Raw genomic sequence first — 14,733 nt, forward strand, 5'->3', positions numbered from 1 at the left:
GAATTGAGAAAAAAGAATGCAAATACATAATTTAACTACTCAAAAAATTTAAAATGAACACCTATTTAAATAAAACGGTTAAAAAACCATTTTAAGTTTTTAAAAAAATTTGATTTTTTTCGTAATATATTGGATATTTGTGTTTCAATTTATTTAAAATATTTATGAGTTCCTCATTATTGTGAAGATGATAAATATTTTGTATCACATTCCTAAAAGAAATATTTGATTTGTTATTCAAAAGTTCAAATATTTTTAATGCTACTTTTTTTTCAAGAGTATCATTATTTTTTGATAAATTATTTTCTATTGTTAGAAAATTATGTAATAAATACTTAGTAACAATTAAAGATTTTTCTAAATCATCAGGTAATATCATTTGTGATTTATTGTTTTTATAAAAAAATCTTAATAAAAAGAAAACAAGTGATATTGATAATATCAATTTATCTATTTTTGCCCAATATGCTCGAAAAGAAGAAGAAAAACTATTTATAAATTTTTCCTGAAAAAAATGCTTAAAATAAATATATCTTGCAAGAGCTGCTGGTGAAAATTTTATAATATTCGTTGAAAAATACTGAGACAAATTTGGATTAGTTAATCTAAAAAATAACTCTTGCATATTTTGTAGTATAGTATCATTTATAGATTTATTAAAAACACTTGGAGGAGTATTTGATAAAGGAATTAATATTTGAAATCTTTCTCTAAATCCATCTTCCAAATTATAAAAATGTTTTTTAAATAAAGAAGGTTGAATATTTGCAATTATTCCGATTCCAAAGTTTTTTATATGTAATGTCGAATCTTTTAAAGTAGTATATTTATAAGTTCCAGTGCCATTCCACCCTTCGAGTAATAAAGACCGATATTCTGGATCTTTTTTAAATTTAGCAAATAAACTGCCTAATTCATCAAAATAGAGTAAAATTCCTTGTTCATTAAATGAAAGATATTTTAATAAAGCTTCCTTTGTGATATTATTTACATATAAATAGTTTAATTTAGGAGGATTATTTAAAATTTCTTTTAACTTTTCTATGTTTTTTTGCGTAGGACGTTTTTGAATAGACTTTTTTACTTGCTCATATATAATTAGATTTTCTTCTCTATTTTGATTATATTTATTCTCTGCTTCTATTAAAAATTTTGTATAATATCGTATTAAAGGACTTTTCCCCGAACCAGGCTCAGCTATTAATAATCCCCATAAATTACTTGATATCAAATATTCTTTATTTTCAGTATGCTGGACTAATAACTTATTATTAATAGCATTTGCTAAAAATAATATTGAAACCGCTGCAACTTCTTCTTTAGTTTTATTGAGGATGTAAGACACATTGGATATGTAACTTTTAAGAAATCCAATTTCTATCACTTCTGAAAGATCGAAAGAAGGGAAAAAATAATCGCTTTTAGTTGTTTCAAATTTAATTTTATTCATTTGTCTATCCTTTTATGTAATAATTTATCCATTCTTCCACTTTTTCCTCTACCCACCTACTACTACGTCCAAACTTAATTGGTGAAGGAAAATTTTTAGTTTTAATAAATTTGTAAATAGTACTTTTTTTAAGGCTTGTTTTTTCAATAACTTCTTTTAGTGTTAATAATTTCATATTTTACTCCTTCAATTTTTTTTGTACTTCATAATATATATATGTTAAAAAAATCAAAAGGGGACAAAAAGGGGACTTTTTTTGAAAAAAAATTTAAAAATTTAGAAAAAATTGAGATATTGTAAGATAAAACAAAGTCAATAAAATATGATAATGTTAATACAAAAATCCGAATAGCCAAAGCGGAATCTTATTTCCGCTGCCAATTTCTATATCATCAACTACTATATAAGCATATTCTAAATTTTTTATCTGTTTTTTTGTTTTATTTTTACCACCAATCTCAAAAGTATATTCATTTACTACAAAATCACCTTTACTTGGAGCATAAATTTCATAATCTTCAAGCATAGAAGCAAAAAAAACTTCCCTTAAAGTTCCAATTTCCTGTGTTTCACAATAGCAAAAGTGAAGATTTGTGTTGTTAAGGTATATTTTTTCAGGTTTTGTAAGAATTGCATCTTTTTTGTTTGCACTTTTTATAAGTCTTATTATTTTTGCTTTTTGAAGAAGTTCTAAATATTCATAAGCTTCCGCATAAGCAGTCTTTGGCATATCCATTTTTATAAGAAGTTCTTGCATATTTGGTTTAAAAGGATGAGAGATGCAAACATATTCTATTAGTTTTTTGAATTTTCTAATTGTTGTAAATTTTATGTTAGATATTGCAGGAATATCAACTTCTAAAACTACATTTATAGTCTCTTTTAATTTCAAAAGATATGAAACTTTATCTTCATTTTGAAAATAAAAAGGATAATAGCCGATTTCTAAATATTCCTTAAAATCAGGAATAATTGAAGGTTTGTTTATTTTTTCTAAAATTTCATATGCAATATTTATATGATTTTGTAACAATTCATTGAGTGAAATTTTTTTTATTTGAAGTTCATATTTAAATTCTAAAAATTCTCTAAACGACATTCCTTTTACTTCTTTTATAAGCATTCTTCTACTTAAATCAGCTTTTGCATGATTAATTGATAAAGCACTGCTACCACTTACAATAACTTTTAAATCCAAAATATCATAAATTTTTTTTAATCCTTTTTCAAAGTTTGGATATTTATGAATTTCATCAATTATCAGTAATTTGCCATTTTCTTTATAAAAAGTTTCTGCTATTTCAAAAAGATTTTCTGCATCAATCCAATCTGCACTTATATATAATTTTTCATTTATCGGAATTTTAGATTCTTTTAAATATTGAAGAAGTGTCGTAGTTTTCCCCACACCTCTTGCACCCATAATTGCTAATAGTTTTTCATCTTTTTTTAATTCCTCATAAAAATACCTCTTATAAGTAGTATTTAAATTTTTAAGAAGAGCTCTTTGAAAAAGTCTAAATCTCTCTAACATTTTTTTCCTTATATTTTTATAGTTATAACTATAAAAATTATATCAAAATTTATAGTTAGAACTATAATTTTATTGATAAAAAAGCAAAAATCAAAAAAATTTGTAGATGTAGATGTGTAGATACTATATTTTTCCTAAAAGTTTATCCTCCCACCACTGTAGCAACAATCTTCTATGTTCTAAAAAATCTGTTCTCAAATAAGCTTGAGTTACTTTATTGCCTATTTTATGATGTAATTGTGATTCGATTGCTTCAATACCACATTTATGCTCCTCTATACATTCAGCAGCAATAGTTCTAAAAGAACTTCTCCAACCATGAGGACTATGAATATCTTTATATCCTATTTTTTTGTATTTATCGGATAAAAAATTTTCACTAATTGGCTTATTAGTTTTACTTGAAATAAATACAAACTCCTTATCTCCACTTAATCGTTTAAAAGACTCTAAAATTGCAATTAAAGTATCTGTAAGTGGTAATCTAAAATCACTATGTGTAGCTTTCATTACTTCTTTTGGATAGATAATAAGTTTTTTCTCCCAATTAATATATTCCCATCTAAGATTACGGATATTTCCATTACGGAGGATAGTCAAAGCTTGAAATTGAATTATCTTTGAAGTTATCGGATTTTCTATGTTTAATATTTTTTTATAAAGTTCTCTTAAATCATCAATATCTAATAAAGCAGAGATGTGCTGTTCTTTGTGTTGTGGTAATATTCTATCAATTTTTATATTGTAGGCTGGATTATAATCTAAATAATCATTATCAATTCCAAATTCAAATAAATCTCGTAAAATATGTAAAACTTCTTTAGCTTTATAGGTTTTGTTTACACTTCTTGTATCATTTTTTAGTTTAATTTTTGGAACTTCTTTGATTAAGTTAAGTATATCTTGTTTTGTAACATCTTCTATAAATTTTTTACCAATAAATGGAATAACATAATTATTAAATGTTCCTACATAATTTTTTTTAAATCTTGATTCACTTACATTTTGTTTTTTAATTTCTAAATATTCTTCAACTAAATCAGAAACTCTTTTCCTATTTTGTAATCTCTCTTTTTCTAACTCTTTTTGTTTTTTCCATTTTTGTAAGTCTATTCCTTTTTGTACTAAACTCTTTAACTCTATTGCCTTTTTTCTTGCTTCAGCTAATGACATATAAGGATATTCTCCTATTGTAAAAGGTTTATGAGTTTTCCATTCTTTTAATTTATATCTTAATCTCCAAACTTTTTTAGTTTTTTCGACAACTAAATATAAACCATTACCATCAGAATACCAATTTTTATATCTACTTTCAGGAATATATTTTAGGCTCCTAATCTTTGTGTCAGTAAGAGACATTATTTTCCTTTAAAAAGGGGTTTGTATACATAATTGTATACATATTTTTAATAGAAGTCAATAAAATTTTATAAACTTTCATAGACAATCGTTTAATGAAATCCCCTAAATATAGAAGTTATGAGAACTTTAATAATCTACTATAAACTAAATATTGGTGCATCTCTCCCGCACCATTTACTACTTTTAAAACAATTTAATCTCAGACACTTTAATGTTAAACATCCCGAAAATACGTTATTCTGTTAAACGTTAAACATTAAAACTCCCACAAAATCTTTGTTGTTATTTAAAAAAATTTGTCCCCAGAGTTGTCCCCAGATTTGCCACCATTTTTCTACTCCTTTTTGCCTAAATTTCGGGGATTTTAGCGTTTGCTATCCCCTCAAAAAAAATTGTATAAAATTTCTGGGGCAAAAACAATGCGATTTTGGGGACAAATCTGGGGACAAAAAAGATTACAGCCGTTGTTATTAAAAACCTTAAGCCGACAGGCAAAGAAGAATGGATTAGAATTGAAGAAGGATTATATTTGCGCATAAGAAAAACAGGTAAAAAGTATTTTGTTAGCAGATATACCTTTTTAGGTAAAAACAGAAAAATTACATTGGGAGAGTATCCTGTGTTAAAGCTTATGCAGGCAAGAAAAATGAATTTGGAAATTAGAGAAAAAATTGCAAGTGGAATTGATCCTTTACAGGAAAAACAAAAAGAAAAACAAGAACAAATTGAAGCTGAAAAACTTGCAATTGAAGAAAACTTAAATAAGCACAAATTTAAAGACATTGCGATAGAATGGTTGGAATTTAAAGAACAAAACATTGCAGACGTTACTTATTTTAAATTGTTAAGAAGAGTAGAAAATTATTTACTGCCTTTTCTTGGAGACAAATTTATAGAAGACATTACAAAAAAAGACATTATAGACACAATAAAAAAATTTAAACAGGTTAGAACGCAAAACAATACTAAAAAGACAACTAAACATTATGTGTGATGATTACAGATGTAGGAGATAATGAAGTAAAATTAAAAGCTTTAGAGGCAGGGGTAAATGAATTTCTCAATAAGCCTATTAATACTGCCGAAATTATTATAAGGTTAAAAAACAGTATAAAAATGATTAAATCTAATAAAATATTAAAAGAATATAATAAAACTTTACAAGAAGAAGTTAAAAAAGCTACATTTAAACTTGAGAAAGCTCAATTTGAAACTCTTGATTTATTATCAACTGTTGCAGAATATAGAGATGAAGATACCCATTTGCATACTAAAAGGAGACCGTTCATAATTCCGTGTCAGCTGGGGAAATTATATCATAACTTTAAAGCATCATCTAATCTACCTTCAAAGAAAATTGCCAGCTGAGAGGAGACCGTTCATAATTCCGTGTCAGCTGGGGAAATTATATCATAAGTTTAAAGCATCATCTAATCTACCTTCAAAGAAAATTGCCAGCTGAGAGAGTGTAAGATTCCAGTTTTTAATAGGCATAGTCCATTTTTTTCTGTATTCTGAATACCCATATATAAGAGTTTGAGTAAGCTATTTTCATTAGGAAAAGCACCTTTGGTTTTAGTAAGTTTTCTAAATTGTCTATGAACTGATTCAATAATATTAGTTGTGTATATAACTTTTTTTATATCTTGAGGATATTTAAAATAATTAGATAAATTATTCCACTTGTTTCTCCAGGATTTAATGACTATAGGATACTTATTCCCCCATTTTTCTTCAAGTCTATCAAGTTCACTTTCGGCTTGTTCTTTATTTACAGCCTGATATACCTTTTTTAAATCTTTCATAAACTCTTTTTTATCTTTAGAAGCTACATATTTTAAAGAATTTCTAATCTGATGAATTATACATAACTGAACCTCTGTATTTGGATATATAGCGTTAATGGCTTCTGGAAATCCTTTAAGTCCATCTACACTTGCAATAAGTATATCTTTTACTCCTCTGTTGTTTAAATCGGTTAAAACCTGAAGCCAAAAATTTGCTCCTTCACTTTCGCTTAAATAAAGCCCTAAAACTTCTTTTTTACCTTGAATATTGATACCTAAAATTGTATAAACCGCTTTATTTACATATTTCCCATCTTCTTTAATTTTATAATGAATTGCATCCATAAATACAAATGGATATATACTCTCTAAAGGTCTTGATTGCCACTCTTTGATTTTTGGTATTATTTTATCCGTTATTGCATTTATTGTAGCTGATGAAATAGAAATTTGATAAAGCTCTTCAATATGTGATTTTATATCTTTATAGCTCATTCCAAGTGCATATAATGATAATATCTTCTCTTCTATTTCATCACTTATTGTTGTTTGATGTTTCAATCTCTGCTTCAAGTGCAGCTTCTACTAATTCTTTAATTAATGGAGCTAATACTCCATCTTTTCCACCTATCTTCTTACCTGCTAATAAATCTTTTACTGCTTTGTCAAAATTAAATTTCTCCATGTCAGTCCTTTCATTTTTAGTATTTTACCTTGACTGACACGGAATTTATAACAGTCCCGTTTTAATCAACGCTTTTGTAATAGCCTCTTTTTCAATCTCCTGTAATTGCTTTTTTGTGGGCACTTTTTGGGTTGTGTCGATTTCTGCTTCTTTTTTACCATACACTTTTTGGAAACTATAAGGAAGTACAAAATCAAGCATTTCCGGTTTAATTTCTCCGGCAGGGCAAATCAGCACTATCCTTTCGACAATATTTTGAAGTTCTCTTATATTCCCGGGCCACGGATACTGAATGAGCAGTTCCATGGCTTCCTTGCTTAAATACATATTTTTATCATTTTCTTTCATAAATTTATTTAAATAAAAATTTATAATCAAAGGAATATCTTCGTATCTTTCCCTAAGAGGGGGAAGATTAACAGGAATGACATTCAGTCTATAATATAAATCTTTTCTAAATTTCCCTTTTTCTACCATTTGTTCTAAATTTCTATTTGTTGCGGCTATAAGTCTTACATCTGTTTTAATAGTTTTAACACCTCCCACACGCTCAAATTCCTGTTCCTGTAAAACCCTCAGAAGTTTTACCTGCATATTTGGTGAAATGTCTCCTATTTCATCAAGAAATAGCGTTCCTCCGTTGGCCAGTTCGAAACGTCCTTTTTTTGTTTCCTTTGCATCGGTAAAAGCACCTTTTTCATGTCCGAAAAGTTCGGATTCAAGAAGTGTTTCACTGATGGCCGCACAGTTTAATTTGATTAAAGGGCCGTTTTTTCTTCTGCTTAAATTGTGTATTGCGGTGGCAATTAATTCTTTTCCTGTTCCGGTTTCCCCCCTGATAAGAACGGTTGCATCACTTGGGGCGATTTTTTCAACTAAATTAAAAATTTTTTTCATTTTTGTGCTTTTTGCAATTATATTTTCAAACCTGTATTCTTTAAATGATTCATTTTCATAATAATTTTTTAATTCTTTTAATTCCTCTTTTTCCTTCTCGATTTTTTTCTGTAATTTAGTGCACTGATGGAAAGTGAGCCGAATATTGTAAGCATTGATATAATTTCTTCAAAATTTACCTTGCTTTCTTTTGAGAGATTGGCTGAAACCACGCCTAATAATTTATTTTGTTTTATAATGGGAACCGCCACATATGAAATAATTGATGTGTTTCTTGTGCCAAGTTTATTTAAATAAAGGATATTGTTGTGGATATTTTTTATTACAACGGGTTCTTTTGCTTTTGCCGCAAGCCCTGTTGCGCCTTCTCCTAATTTGTAAATAGCTAATTTTTTCTGTTGGGATGTAAGGCCAACAGATGCAAACAAAGAGAGATAATTGTTCTCCTCTTCATAAACAAAAAGGGCTCCTCTTTCAAAATATTGCTCATTTTTTAGTAAATTTAGACTTTTTTCAATACTTTTTCCAATATCTTCATAACTGTTTAATAAATTAGATATTTCATATAAGAGTTTCATATGTTTGTATGAGTTTAAAGCCTTGCAGTTTTTACATTTTTCTAAAGAAAAGTCATCAGGCATCCATATCCTTTGTCTAAAGATTTTAAAGATATAATAACATAAAAATGTAAAAATATATCGCTTTTTACTGATTAAATTTTAATCGATATTTTTTCTGTTTTTTATTGAAGATAGAATAAAAAATGCATATAATTAAAAAAACAGGGGTAAACTGATGTATGAAAAAACTTCGCTTACATATAAAAATGTTGCTAAAAATACAAAATTTATAGATTGGGAAAGTCAGCCTTTAATGAAGGAATATCCCGATTTTTTCAGTTATGATTTAAGAGATGTTGAAATAATTTATTTATCAAGATTTGCAAGCGAAGTTTTAAACATCAATAAAAAACCTTATATCAGGTTAAACATACCCTCAGCCGGAAATTTACATCCTACAGAACTGTATGTCCAGATAAGGGGAATAAAAAACATAATAAGCGGGATTTATCATGTTAATGCCAAAAAATCAAAATTAACGCTTATTAAAGAAATTTATAACGGCGGAATTGAAAATGAATTAGATATAAATATGGTAAAAGGGATAATTTTTTTGGTTTCTGTTGTGCCTTTCAGGTCTTTTTGGAAATACGGTACAAGAAGTTACAGATATACCTATTTGGACGCCGGGCATCAGATAGGCGCTCTTTTGGCCGCTTCAAAAATATGCAAAAAAGAGATTTATCAAACAGAAATAAAAGAATATAAAAAAATAAATAAATTTATGGGCTTTTGTAATGAAGAATTTGCACTCGCCGCTTTTTACACAGGGGAGATTAAAAAGACAAAAGTATCTAAAACAATCCCTTTAATAAAAGTCTTTCCGACAAACTATACCGAATGGGAAGTGGATACAAATTTGTATCTTAAAGGGTTACAAAAATGTAATTTTAATATATTTTATCCTAAAATTAAATCAAAAAAGACGCTTTTTCAACGCCGCTCCGCCCGAGGATTTAAAAAAAGAGATTCATATTTGGATTTTTATTTTTTCTTTTTTTACATGCTTAAATTTTTAGATGAATTTTCACTTTATTTAATTACGCTTGATAAAATCAACAGGGTTTATAAAAATGCAAAACTTGTAAAAAAGGGAAATTTTACAAACCAGATTGTAAAAATGTGTGTAAATCAGGGATTTATAAAAAATGCCGCATATATTTTTATTGTTACAGCTAAGCAATTTAATCAAAATACGCTTTTAAAATCCGGTATGCTTGGGCAAAAAATATATTTAGAAGCGGTTGAAAGGGGATGGAAGGTCAGTGCTATAGGCGCCTTTTACGATAAGGCGTGGCAGAGGTTTTTAAAAACAAATGAAAAAATCCATTATATCATCTCAATAGGAGGTTAAAATGACATTAAAAAAAGAAGCTTGGCATATTATCAATATTTTTAAATTTATGGGGGAGGACTCTTTTGTTTATATAAGTAAAAATTATGAATTGATTGATTCTCTTTTTGATTCGGTTATGCAGGCAATTGTAAAAAGCTCCCGGTTAAAAAACATAATGCCAAAAGAATTTGTTTATCCGGCTTTAAAATATCTGGAAAATGATTTAAAATGGAAAAAACATTTTGAAAACAAAGACCATAAAAGTTTTTTTCTAAGCGATTTAATGCTTTTTTTCAGGCACTGAGTAAATATAAGTAACTAAAGATAAAAATATTACATCTCAGTTTTTAATAGAATGAAAATTGCAGTAAATTAAATAAAGGATAATTATGGCAACAGTATATTTAAAAGATGACAATATAAAAGTTAAAGCGCCTGTTGGCACATCAATTAGAAAAATAGCTGAGAAAACAGGGGCTTCAATGGAATTTGGATGCAGGGTCGGGGATTGTTCAACATGCGTGGCGGTTGTTGAAAAAGGAATGGAATGTCTTAATGAACCATCTGAAAAAGAGCTCAAAACATTAAGTCTTATTGACAATAAAACAGATAATATGAGACTAATGTGTCAGTGTAATATTAAAAAGGAGGGCGAGATAGTAATCTCGTATATTAAGATATGAAACATGCAATAAAATTATGCGATGATGTCTATTTTACAGGGGCTTTTGATTCTAAAATCAGAACGTTTGACATTATTATGAGAACGGCAAACGGAAGTTCTTACAACTCTTATGTAATAAGAGGGGATGAGGGTGTATGTGTAATGGATACAGTCAAAAAAGAATTTTCATCGCAGTTTTTCATGCGTTTAGAAGAGGTTTGCGATTATGATGAAATTAAGTATATAGTTTTGCACCATTTAGAACCAGACCATTCGGGAGCCCTTTTTGAACTTATGGATAAGGCCCCGCAGGCGAAACTTATTATTTCCAACAGGGCTGTTTTAATGTTAAAAGCTCTTATGAAAAAAGATGTAAATTTTGAGGTGGCAGGCACGGGAAAAAAAATTTCTTTAGGTAATAAAACAATAGAATTTTTAAGCACACCTTTTCTTCACTGGCCGGATACTATGAGCAGTTATCTGCATGAAGACAAAATACTTTTCAGCGGAGATGTTTTTGGCAGCCATTATTATGATGAAAGACTATTTGATGACAAGGTGGGCGATTTTTCCTATGCATTTAAATATTATTATCTGCATATTATGAGACCGTTTAAATCGTTTATTTTAAACGCTTTAAAGCTTTACAAAAAATTTGATATTTCAATTATTGCATCTTTGCACGGCCCTGTTTTAAGAACAAATCCCATGAGTTATATTCAAAAATATGAAAACTGGAGTAAAAATTCAAAAGATAGCAATAAAAAAATATTTTCAATTTTTTATATAAGCAGTTACGGAAATACATTAAAAATGGCCAAACATATTGCAAAAGGTGCAGATAAAATTGAAGGTGTCGTTTCAGGTGTATATGACCTTGAAGCTTTAGAAACACCGAATATGATTGATTTGCTTGAAAAAAGCGATGTTGTATTAATCGGCTCTCCCACTATCAATTCAGATGCCGTAAAACCGGCATGGGATTTGCTTTCCTGTGTTGCACTTATTGAAAATAACGGTAAAATAGGGGCAACATTCGGCTCTTACGGATGGAGTGGGGAAGCTGCGGATATGCTTCATGAGAGAATGTCAAAGTTAAAATTCAGAATGCCAAACAAACCTTTAAAAATTAAGCTTATACCAACCGGCGAAGAATTAAAAGAGTGTGAAGAGTTTGGTTTTGAACTGGCTGAAATAGCAATGGGTAAAATGATAGAAATGGAAATATAATGTCTGTTTCCATTTCCACAAGTGAATTATATAAATATTTAGAAATTTTAATCAATACAGATATTCCGGTTTTTATACACGGCTCCCCTGGAATAGGAAAATCTTATATAGTTGCGGATATAGCAAAGAAAAAGAATCTTCAGTTAATCGATATAAGGCTCTCACAACTTGACCCTGTTGATTTAAGGGGTATTCCTTCCATTAAAGAAAATCAAACAATCTGGATGCCTCCTGTATTTTTCCCAAAAGATGAAAATTCACAAGGAATTTTGTTTTTAGATGAACTAAATTCCGCCGCTCCTTCTATTCAGGCAGCTGTTTATCAGCTTATTTTAAACAGGCAGTTAGGAGAATATAAACTTCCAAAAGGCTGGAGAATTATTGCCGCGGGAAACAGAATGGAGGATAAAGGGGTTGTGTTTAGGCTTCCCTCTCCACTTGTAAACAGAATGGTTCATTTGTATGTGGAAGCAAAATATGAAGATTTTAAGCAGTTTGCCTTAAAAAACGGTCTGCACCATTATATTATAGGGTTTTTGGGCTTTCGTCCGGATTTGCTTTCTACAGATGTTGTTGAGGATGATTCAAACCCGGCCTTTGCAACTCCGAGAAGTTATCATATGCTATCAAATATATTAAAGCATAATGATAATATAAATGAAATTTTACCGTTGATTTACGGAGCTATCGGTTACTCATGCGGGATTGAGTTTGTAAATTATGTAAAAATTTATGAAAACCTGCCAAATCCAAAATCTATTCTAAACGGAGAGTTTCCCGAAATAGACAAAACCAATGCATCTCTTCTTTTTGCTCTGGAGTCGGCTTTGGTTGAATATTATGACTGTTCTGATATTCACAGAAAAAATATTTTTGAATTTACCAAAAAACTTCCTAATGAATTTTCGGTTATGCTTATAAAAGATTTAATTGTAAAAGATGAAAAAATAAGCGAAACTGTCTGGTTTGAAGAGTGGCTAAGCAAATATGGCGAATATATCATCTGAATATAAAAATATATTTGAAAAAATAAGAATAGAGTTTCTTTTCGAAAACCCTTTTTTAAGCTTTTTAGCATTAAATATTCCTTTAATTCAAAAAAACAATAAATATGAAGTTATTGAAACAGACGGTGAAAAAATATATTTTGATGAAAAAAAAGCTTCTTATTATGATAATGAAACATTAAAATATCTGTATGCACATGTGCTTTTTCATATACTATTAAAGCATCCTTTCCGTATGAAAGAGAGAAACAAAGATATTTGGAACAGAAGCTGCGATATTGTTATAAACCTTTTAATGAGTGAATTTAAAAATATGGGTAAAAGAGATGAAAATGAAATTTTGCTGGAAAAATTCAGAAATAAAAGTGTTGAAGAGGTTTATAACAGTCTTTATAATGAATCTTTCGGGGGCGGTAAAAATGATGAAAATTTAAAAAACCAAAAAAGGGATTTGATTGAAAATCCAAAAGGTGAAGTTATAAACAGAATATAAAAAAATTAAAAAAATACGGGGATGTTATACATTTTAGCATTTAAAGGGGATTTTTGGAAAATCTGCATTATAAAAAAGAAATTGCGAAATTAAGCGAAGAGCCGGATTTTGAAAAAAAAGGGGATGAATTTTTTCTAAAACACCCTGACCCGCAGGCAAGAATGGAGTGGGCTTTTTACAGACCGTCCGGCTCTCATCCGAAACAGATAGAAGATGAGGATGTTTTTGTCAGTATAATGGCGTTTAACCATTCAAGATTAGGAGCTTATGAGAGGTTTAAAAGACTTAATAAAAAAGTTATTAAGGATGAAAAGCTGCGTGTTAAAATAAGAAACAGAAGCAGAATGCTTTTTAGAAGCTTAGTTGATGATGATTTTAAAGAACTTGTAAAAGTCTTAAAACTTGTTCCTGAATTTAAGGATTTAGCAATTGATCAGGTTATAAACGGTAAAATCTGGAACGATGTTTATGCCGATCCTTTAGCTGCAAGTGAATTTGTTAAATTAGTGGAAAACAGACTAGATGAAAAATTAAAAACAGCTATAATAAAACGTCTTATACCTGTAAATAAGTTAAGTTTAAAAGAAGGCAGAAAATATTTACTTTTTCTTATTGAAATTAAAGATAATCTCCATCCGTTTATAAGGGAAAGTTTCAGGGATAAATTTGATAAATGGGTAAACAGACTTCAAATTCATCCGCTTCAAAGAATAGTTTTGCAAAAAGAGATAAAAAAATTAGTTTCTGAGTAATCTTAATATCTGAGGTGTCACAGCCAAATCAACAGCGCTGAAACCGTCTAAATTTTTTATGTTTTTATCCGCCCCGGCTTTAATCAACATTGCAGCTATTTCATTTTTTCCGGTTGATGCGGCATACATTAGTGGTGTTACACCGTTTTCATTTACGGTATCTATTTCAATATTTTTTTTTATTAATATTTCAACTATTTTTTTAGAGTTTGAAAAACAGGCAAACCATAAAACACTGTTTCCGTCGTTGTTTTTTATAAAAATATCCGCACCGTTATTTAACAAATCTTCAAAAACGTCTATATTCCCTTCCATTGCGGCTTTCATAAGTGCAGTGTTTCCGTAATTGTCCTGCATATTTATATCAAGCGGGTTAAAATTGTTTTTTTTAAGCCAAAAGAGAGTTTTTTTATTCATTAATTTCCTTTAATACACTTTCAATGCTCTCAATCGCCATAGATTTTATATTTTCTATGTTATCTCCTTCCCACCAGAACTCTATAATTTTTTCTTCTGTAGCTGAAACAATATCTATCGGGAGATTTGCAAATATTTCGTATGAGGATATTTCGTTTTTTGAAACATTTTTCTGTTTAGAGAGATTTTTTTCAATATCCCTTACTGCTTTTTCAAAAGGGTTCGGTTCATAATTTTGTGTAAGGTCTATGTTTCTTGCATAATCAATCCATGTTTTTATTTCATCTTCTAAAATTTTGTTGTATCCGTATATTTCATAGCATAAGATTTTATCTGAATTTTCAGTGCTTTTATCTTCACCGATTAAAATTTCAGACATTTTAGGTATACCGTTTTGTATATATATTTCAATTTTTTTGTTTTCGTCAAAAGAAGACGCCTTAAAAAACGCTTCTTCAATAATTTTTAACAATTCTTTTTTCAAATCCATAAAAATCCT

17 protein-coding genes and 1 pseudogene are annotated in these 14,733 nt (G+C 28.8%); 9 read left to right on the forward strand and 9 right to left on the reverse strand.

All coding sequences use genetic code 11. From position 1 onward, the window contains the following. Nucleotides 1-91: 91 nt before the first annotated feature. The 4 genes from DZ68_RS0108275 to DZ68_RS0108295 all read right to left on the reverse strand — a co-directional run bounded on the left by DZ68_RS0108275 (nt 92) and on the right by DZ68_RS0108295 (nt 4,343). Nucleotides 92-1,450 (reverse strand): DUF3987 domain-containing protein, encoded by a 1,359-nt coding sequence (locus tag DZ68_RS0108275; RefSeq protein ID WP_024791014.1) that lies wholly within the window; start codon nt 1,448-1,450, stop codon nt 92-94. A 4-nt stretch (nt 1,451-1,454) separates the two neighbouring features. Beyond that, nucleotides 1,455-1,625, reverse strand: a complete 171-nt coding sequence (locus DZ68_RS10640; protein ID WP_084021809.1) for an AlpA family transcriptional regulator — start codon at nt 1,623-1,625, stop codon at nt 1,455-1,457. A 156-nt stretch (nt 1,626-1,781) separates the two neighbouring features. After that, nucleotides 1,782-2,984 carry an ATP-binding protein gene (locus DZ68_RS0108290; RefSeq protein ID WP_024791015.1) on the reverse strand — a complete coding sequence of 401 codons (1,203 nt, stop codon included), beginning with the start codon at nt 2,982-2,984 and terminating at the stop codon, nt 1,782-1,784. Between the two features lie 123 nt (nt 2,985-3,107). Continuing rightward, nucleotides 3,108-4,343: a site-specific integrase gene (locus DZ68_RS0108295; RefSeq protein ID WP_024791016.1), complete on the reverse strand. Its 1,236-nt coding sequence runs from the start codon at nt 4,341-4,343 to the stop codon at nt 3,108-3,110. A gap of 430 nt (nt 4,344-4,773) precedes the next feature. Between DZ68_RS0108295 and DZ68_RS0108300 the strand changes: the two genes are divergently transcribed. Together DZ68_RS0108300 and DZ68_RS0108305 are read left to right on the forward strand one after the other, a co-directional pair. Beyond that, on the forward strand, nt 4,774-5,340 hold the full coding sequence (locus DZ68_RS0108300) for a DUF4102 domain-containing protein (protein WP_024791017.1): 567 nt from the start codon (nt 4,774-4,776) through the stop codon (nt 5,338-5,340). Next, entirely contained in the window at nt 5,337-5,714 is a 378-nt protein-coding gene (locus DZ68_RS0108305; RefSeq protein WP_156919587.1) for a hypothetical protein, read from the forward strand. Before DZ68_RS0108300 ends, DZ68_RS0108305 begins: the two co-directional genes overlap by 4 nt. 42 nt (nt 5,715-5,756) lie before the next feature. Here the strand turns inward: DZ68_RS0108305 and DZ68_RS10240 are convergent. The 3 genes and pseudogenes from DZ68_RS10240 to DZ68_RS10770 form a co-directional block, all read right to left on the reverse strand. Then, nucleotides 5,757-6,818 (reverse strand): annotated as a pseudogene (locus DZ68_RS10240) (IS256 family transposase). A gap of 45 nt (nt 6,819-6,863) precedes the next feature. Next, on the reverse strand, nt 6,864-7,715 hold the full coding sequence (locus DZ68_RS10765) for a sigma-54 dependent transcriptional regulator (RefSeq protein WP_051428219.1): 852 nt from the start codon (nt 7,713-7,715) through the stop codon (nt 6,864-6,866). Between the two features lie 77 nt (nt 7,716-7,792). After that, a complete protein-coding gene (locus DZ68_RS10770; protein WP_035908512.1) occupies nt 7,793-8,356 on the reverse strand; it encodes a GAF domain-containing protein in 564 nt (187 codons plus the stop codon). A gap of 154 nt (nt 8,357-8,510) precedes the next feature. On the opposite strand from DZ68_RS10770, the gene DZ68_RS0108320 reads away from it, so the two are divergent. The 7 genes from DZ68_RS0108320 (at nt 8,511) to DZ68_RS0108350 (ending at nt 13,817) form a co-directional block, all read left to right on the forward strand. Then, the gene (locus DZ68_RS0108320; RefSeq protein WP_024788146.1) at nt 8,511-9,689 is read left to right on the forward strand and encodes a nitroreductase family protein; all 1,179 of its coding nucleotides are present in this window, start codon (nt 8,511-8,513) and stop codon (nt 9,687-9,689) included. 1 nt (nt 9,690) lies between these two features. Beyond that, nucleotides 9,691-9,975: a hypothetical protein gene (locus tag DZ68_RS0108325; RefSeq protein WP_024791018.1), complete on the forward strand. Its 285-nt coding sequence runs from the start codon at nt 9,691-9,693 to the stop codon at nt 9,973-9,975. A gap of 85 nt (nt 9,976-10,060) precedes the next feature. Next, nucleotides 10,061-10,354 (forward strand): 2Fe-2S iron-sulfur cluster-binding protein, encoded by a 294-nt coding sequence (locus DZ68_RS0108330; RefSeq protein ID WP_024788148.1) that lies wholly within the window; start codon nt 10,061-10,063, stop codon nt 10,352-10,354. Next, the gene (locus tag DZ68_RS0108335) at nt 10,351-11,565 is read left to right on the forward strand and encodes an FprA family A-type flavoprotein (RefSeq protein ID WP_024788149.1); all 1,215 of its coding nucleotides are present in this window, start codon (nt 10,351-10,353) and stop codon (nt 11,563-11,565) included. The genes DZ68_RS0108330 and DZ68_RS0108335 overlap by 4 nt, the downstream gene beginning before the upstream one ends. Further along, a complete protein-coding gene (locus DZ68_RS0108340; protein ID WP_201767433.1) occupies nt 11,565-12,572 on the forward strand; it encodes an AAA family ATPase in 1,008 nt (335 codons plus the stop codon). Before DZ68_RS0108335 ends, DZ68_RS0108340 begins: the two co-directional genes overlap by 1 nt. Next, entirely contained in the window at nt 12,553-13,065 is a 513-nt protein-coding gene (locus tag DZ68_RS0108345) for a hypothetical protein (protein ID WP_024788151.1), read from the forward strand. Before DZ68_RS0108340 ends, DZ68_RS0108345 begins: the two co-directional genes overlap by 20 nt. A 53-nt stretch (nt 13,066-13,118) precedes the next feature. After that, nucleotides 13,119-13,817 carry a hypothetical protein gene (locus tag DZ68_RS0108350; RefSeq protein ID WP_024788152.1) on the forward strand — a complete coding sequence of 233 codons (699 nt, stop codon included), beginning with the start codon at nt 13,119-13,121 and terminating at the stop codon, nt 13,815-13,817. Here the strand turns inward: DZ68_RS0108350 and DZ68_RS0108355 are convergent. Both DZ68_RS0108355 and DZ68_RS0108360 read right to left on the reverse strand, forming a co-directional pair. Continuing rightward, on the reverse strand, nt 13,803-14,234 hold the full coding sequence (locus tag DZ68_RS0108355; RefSeq protein WP_024788153.1) for an ankyrin repeat domain-containing protein: 432 nt from the start codon (nt 14,232-14,234) through the stop codon (nt 13,803-13,805). The two genes, DZ68_RS0108350 and DZ68_RS0108355, sit on opposite strands and share 15 nt — an antisense overlap. After that, nucleotides 14,227-14,724, reverse strand: a complete 498-nt coding sequence (locus DZ68_RS0108360; protein WP_024791019.1) for a hypothetical protein — start codon at nt 14,722-14,724, stop codon at nt 14,227-14,229. The genes DZ68_RS0108355 and DZ68_RS0108360 overlap by 8 nt, the downstream gene beginning before the upstream one ends. Nucleotides 14,725-14,733: the final 9 nt, after the last annotated feature.

The organism is Lebetimonas sp. JS085 (genome assembly GCF_000523295.1).
GTDB lineage: Bacteria > Campylobacterota > Campylobacteria > Campylobacterales > Nautiliaceae > Lebetimonas.

What these genes read in the sequence shown, in the direction of transcription:
- DZ68_RS0108275 (WP_024791014.1), bottom strand. Translation starts at nt 1,450, where the DNA reads ATGAATAAAATTAAATTTGAAACAACTAAAAGCGATTATTTTTTCCCT.
- DZ68_RS10640 (WP_084021809.1), bottom strand. Translation starts at nt 1,625, where the DNA reads ATGAAATTATTAACACTAAAAGAAGTTATTGAAAAAACAAGCCTTAAA.
- DZ68_RS0108290 (WP_024791015.1), bottom strand. Translation starts at nt 2,984, where the DNA reads ATGTTAGAGAGATTTAGACTTTTTCAAAGAGCTCTTCTTAAAAATTTA.
- DZ68_RS0108295 (WP_024791016.1), bottom strand. Translation starts at nt 4,343, where the DNA reads ATGTCTCTTACTGACACAAAGATTAGGAGCCTAAAATATATTCCTGAA.
- DZ68_RS10765 (WP_051428219.1), bottom strand. Translation starts at nt 7,715, where the DNA reads ATGAAAAAAATTTTTAATTTAGTTGAAAAAATCGCCCCAAGTGATGCA.
- DZ68_RS10770 (WP_035908512.1), bottom strand. Translation starts at nt 8,356, where the DNA reads ATGCCTGATGACTTTTCTTTAGAAAAATGTAAAAACTGCAAGGCTTTA.
- DZ68_RS0108320 (WP_024788146.1), top strand. Translation starts at nt 8,511, where the DNA reads ATGTATGAAAAAACTTCGCTTACATATAAAAATGTTGCTAAAAATACA.
- DZ68_RS0108325 (WP_024791018.1), top strand. Translation starts at nt 9,691, where the DNA reads ATGACATTAAAAAAAGAAGCTTGGCATATTATCAATATTTTTAAATTT.
- DZ68_RS0108330 (WP_024788148.1), top strand. Translation starts at nt 10,061, where the DNA reads ATGGCAACAGTATATTTAAAAGATGACAATATAAAAGTTAAAGCGCCT.
- DZ68_RS0108335 (WP_024788149.1), top strand. Translation starts at nt 10,351, where the DNA reads ATGAAACATGCAATAAAATTATGCGATGATGTCTATTTTACAGGGGCT.
- DZ68_RS0108340 (WP_201767433.1), top strand. Translation starts at nt 11,565, where the DNA reads ATGTCTGTTTCCATTTCCACAAGTGAATTATATAAATATTTAGAAATT.
- DZ68_RS0108345 (WP_024788151.1), top strand. Translation starts at nt 12,553, where the DNA reads ATGGCGAATATATCATCTGAATATAAAAATATATTTGAAAAAATAAGA.
- DZ68_RS0108355 (WP_024788153.1), bottom strand. Translation starts at nt 14,234, where the DNA reads ATGAATAAAAAAACTCTCTTTTGGCTTAAAAAAAACAATTTTAACCCG.
- DZ68_RS0108360 (WP_024791019.1), bottom strand. Translation starts at nt 14,724, where the DNA reads ATGGATTTGAAAAAAGAATTGTTAAAAATTATTGAAGAAGCGTTTTTT.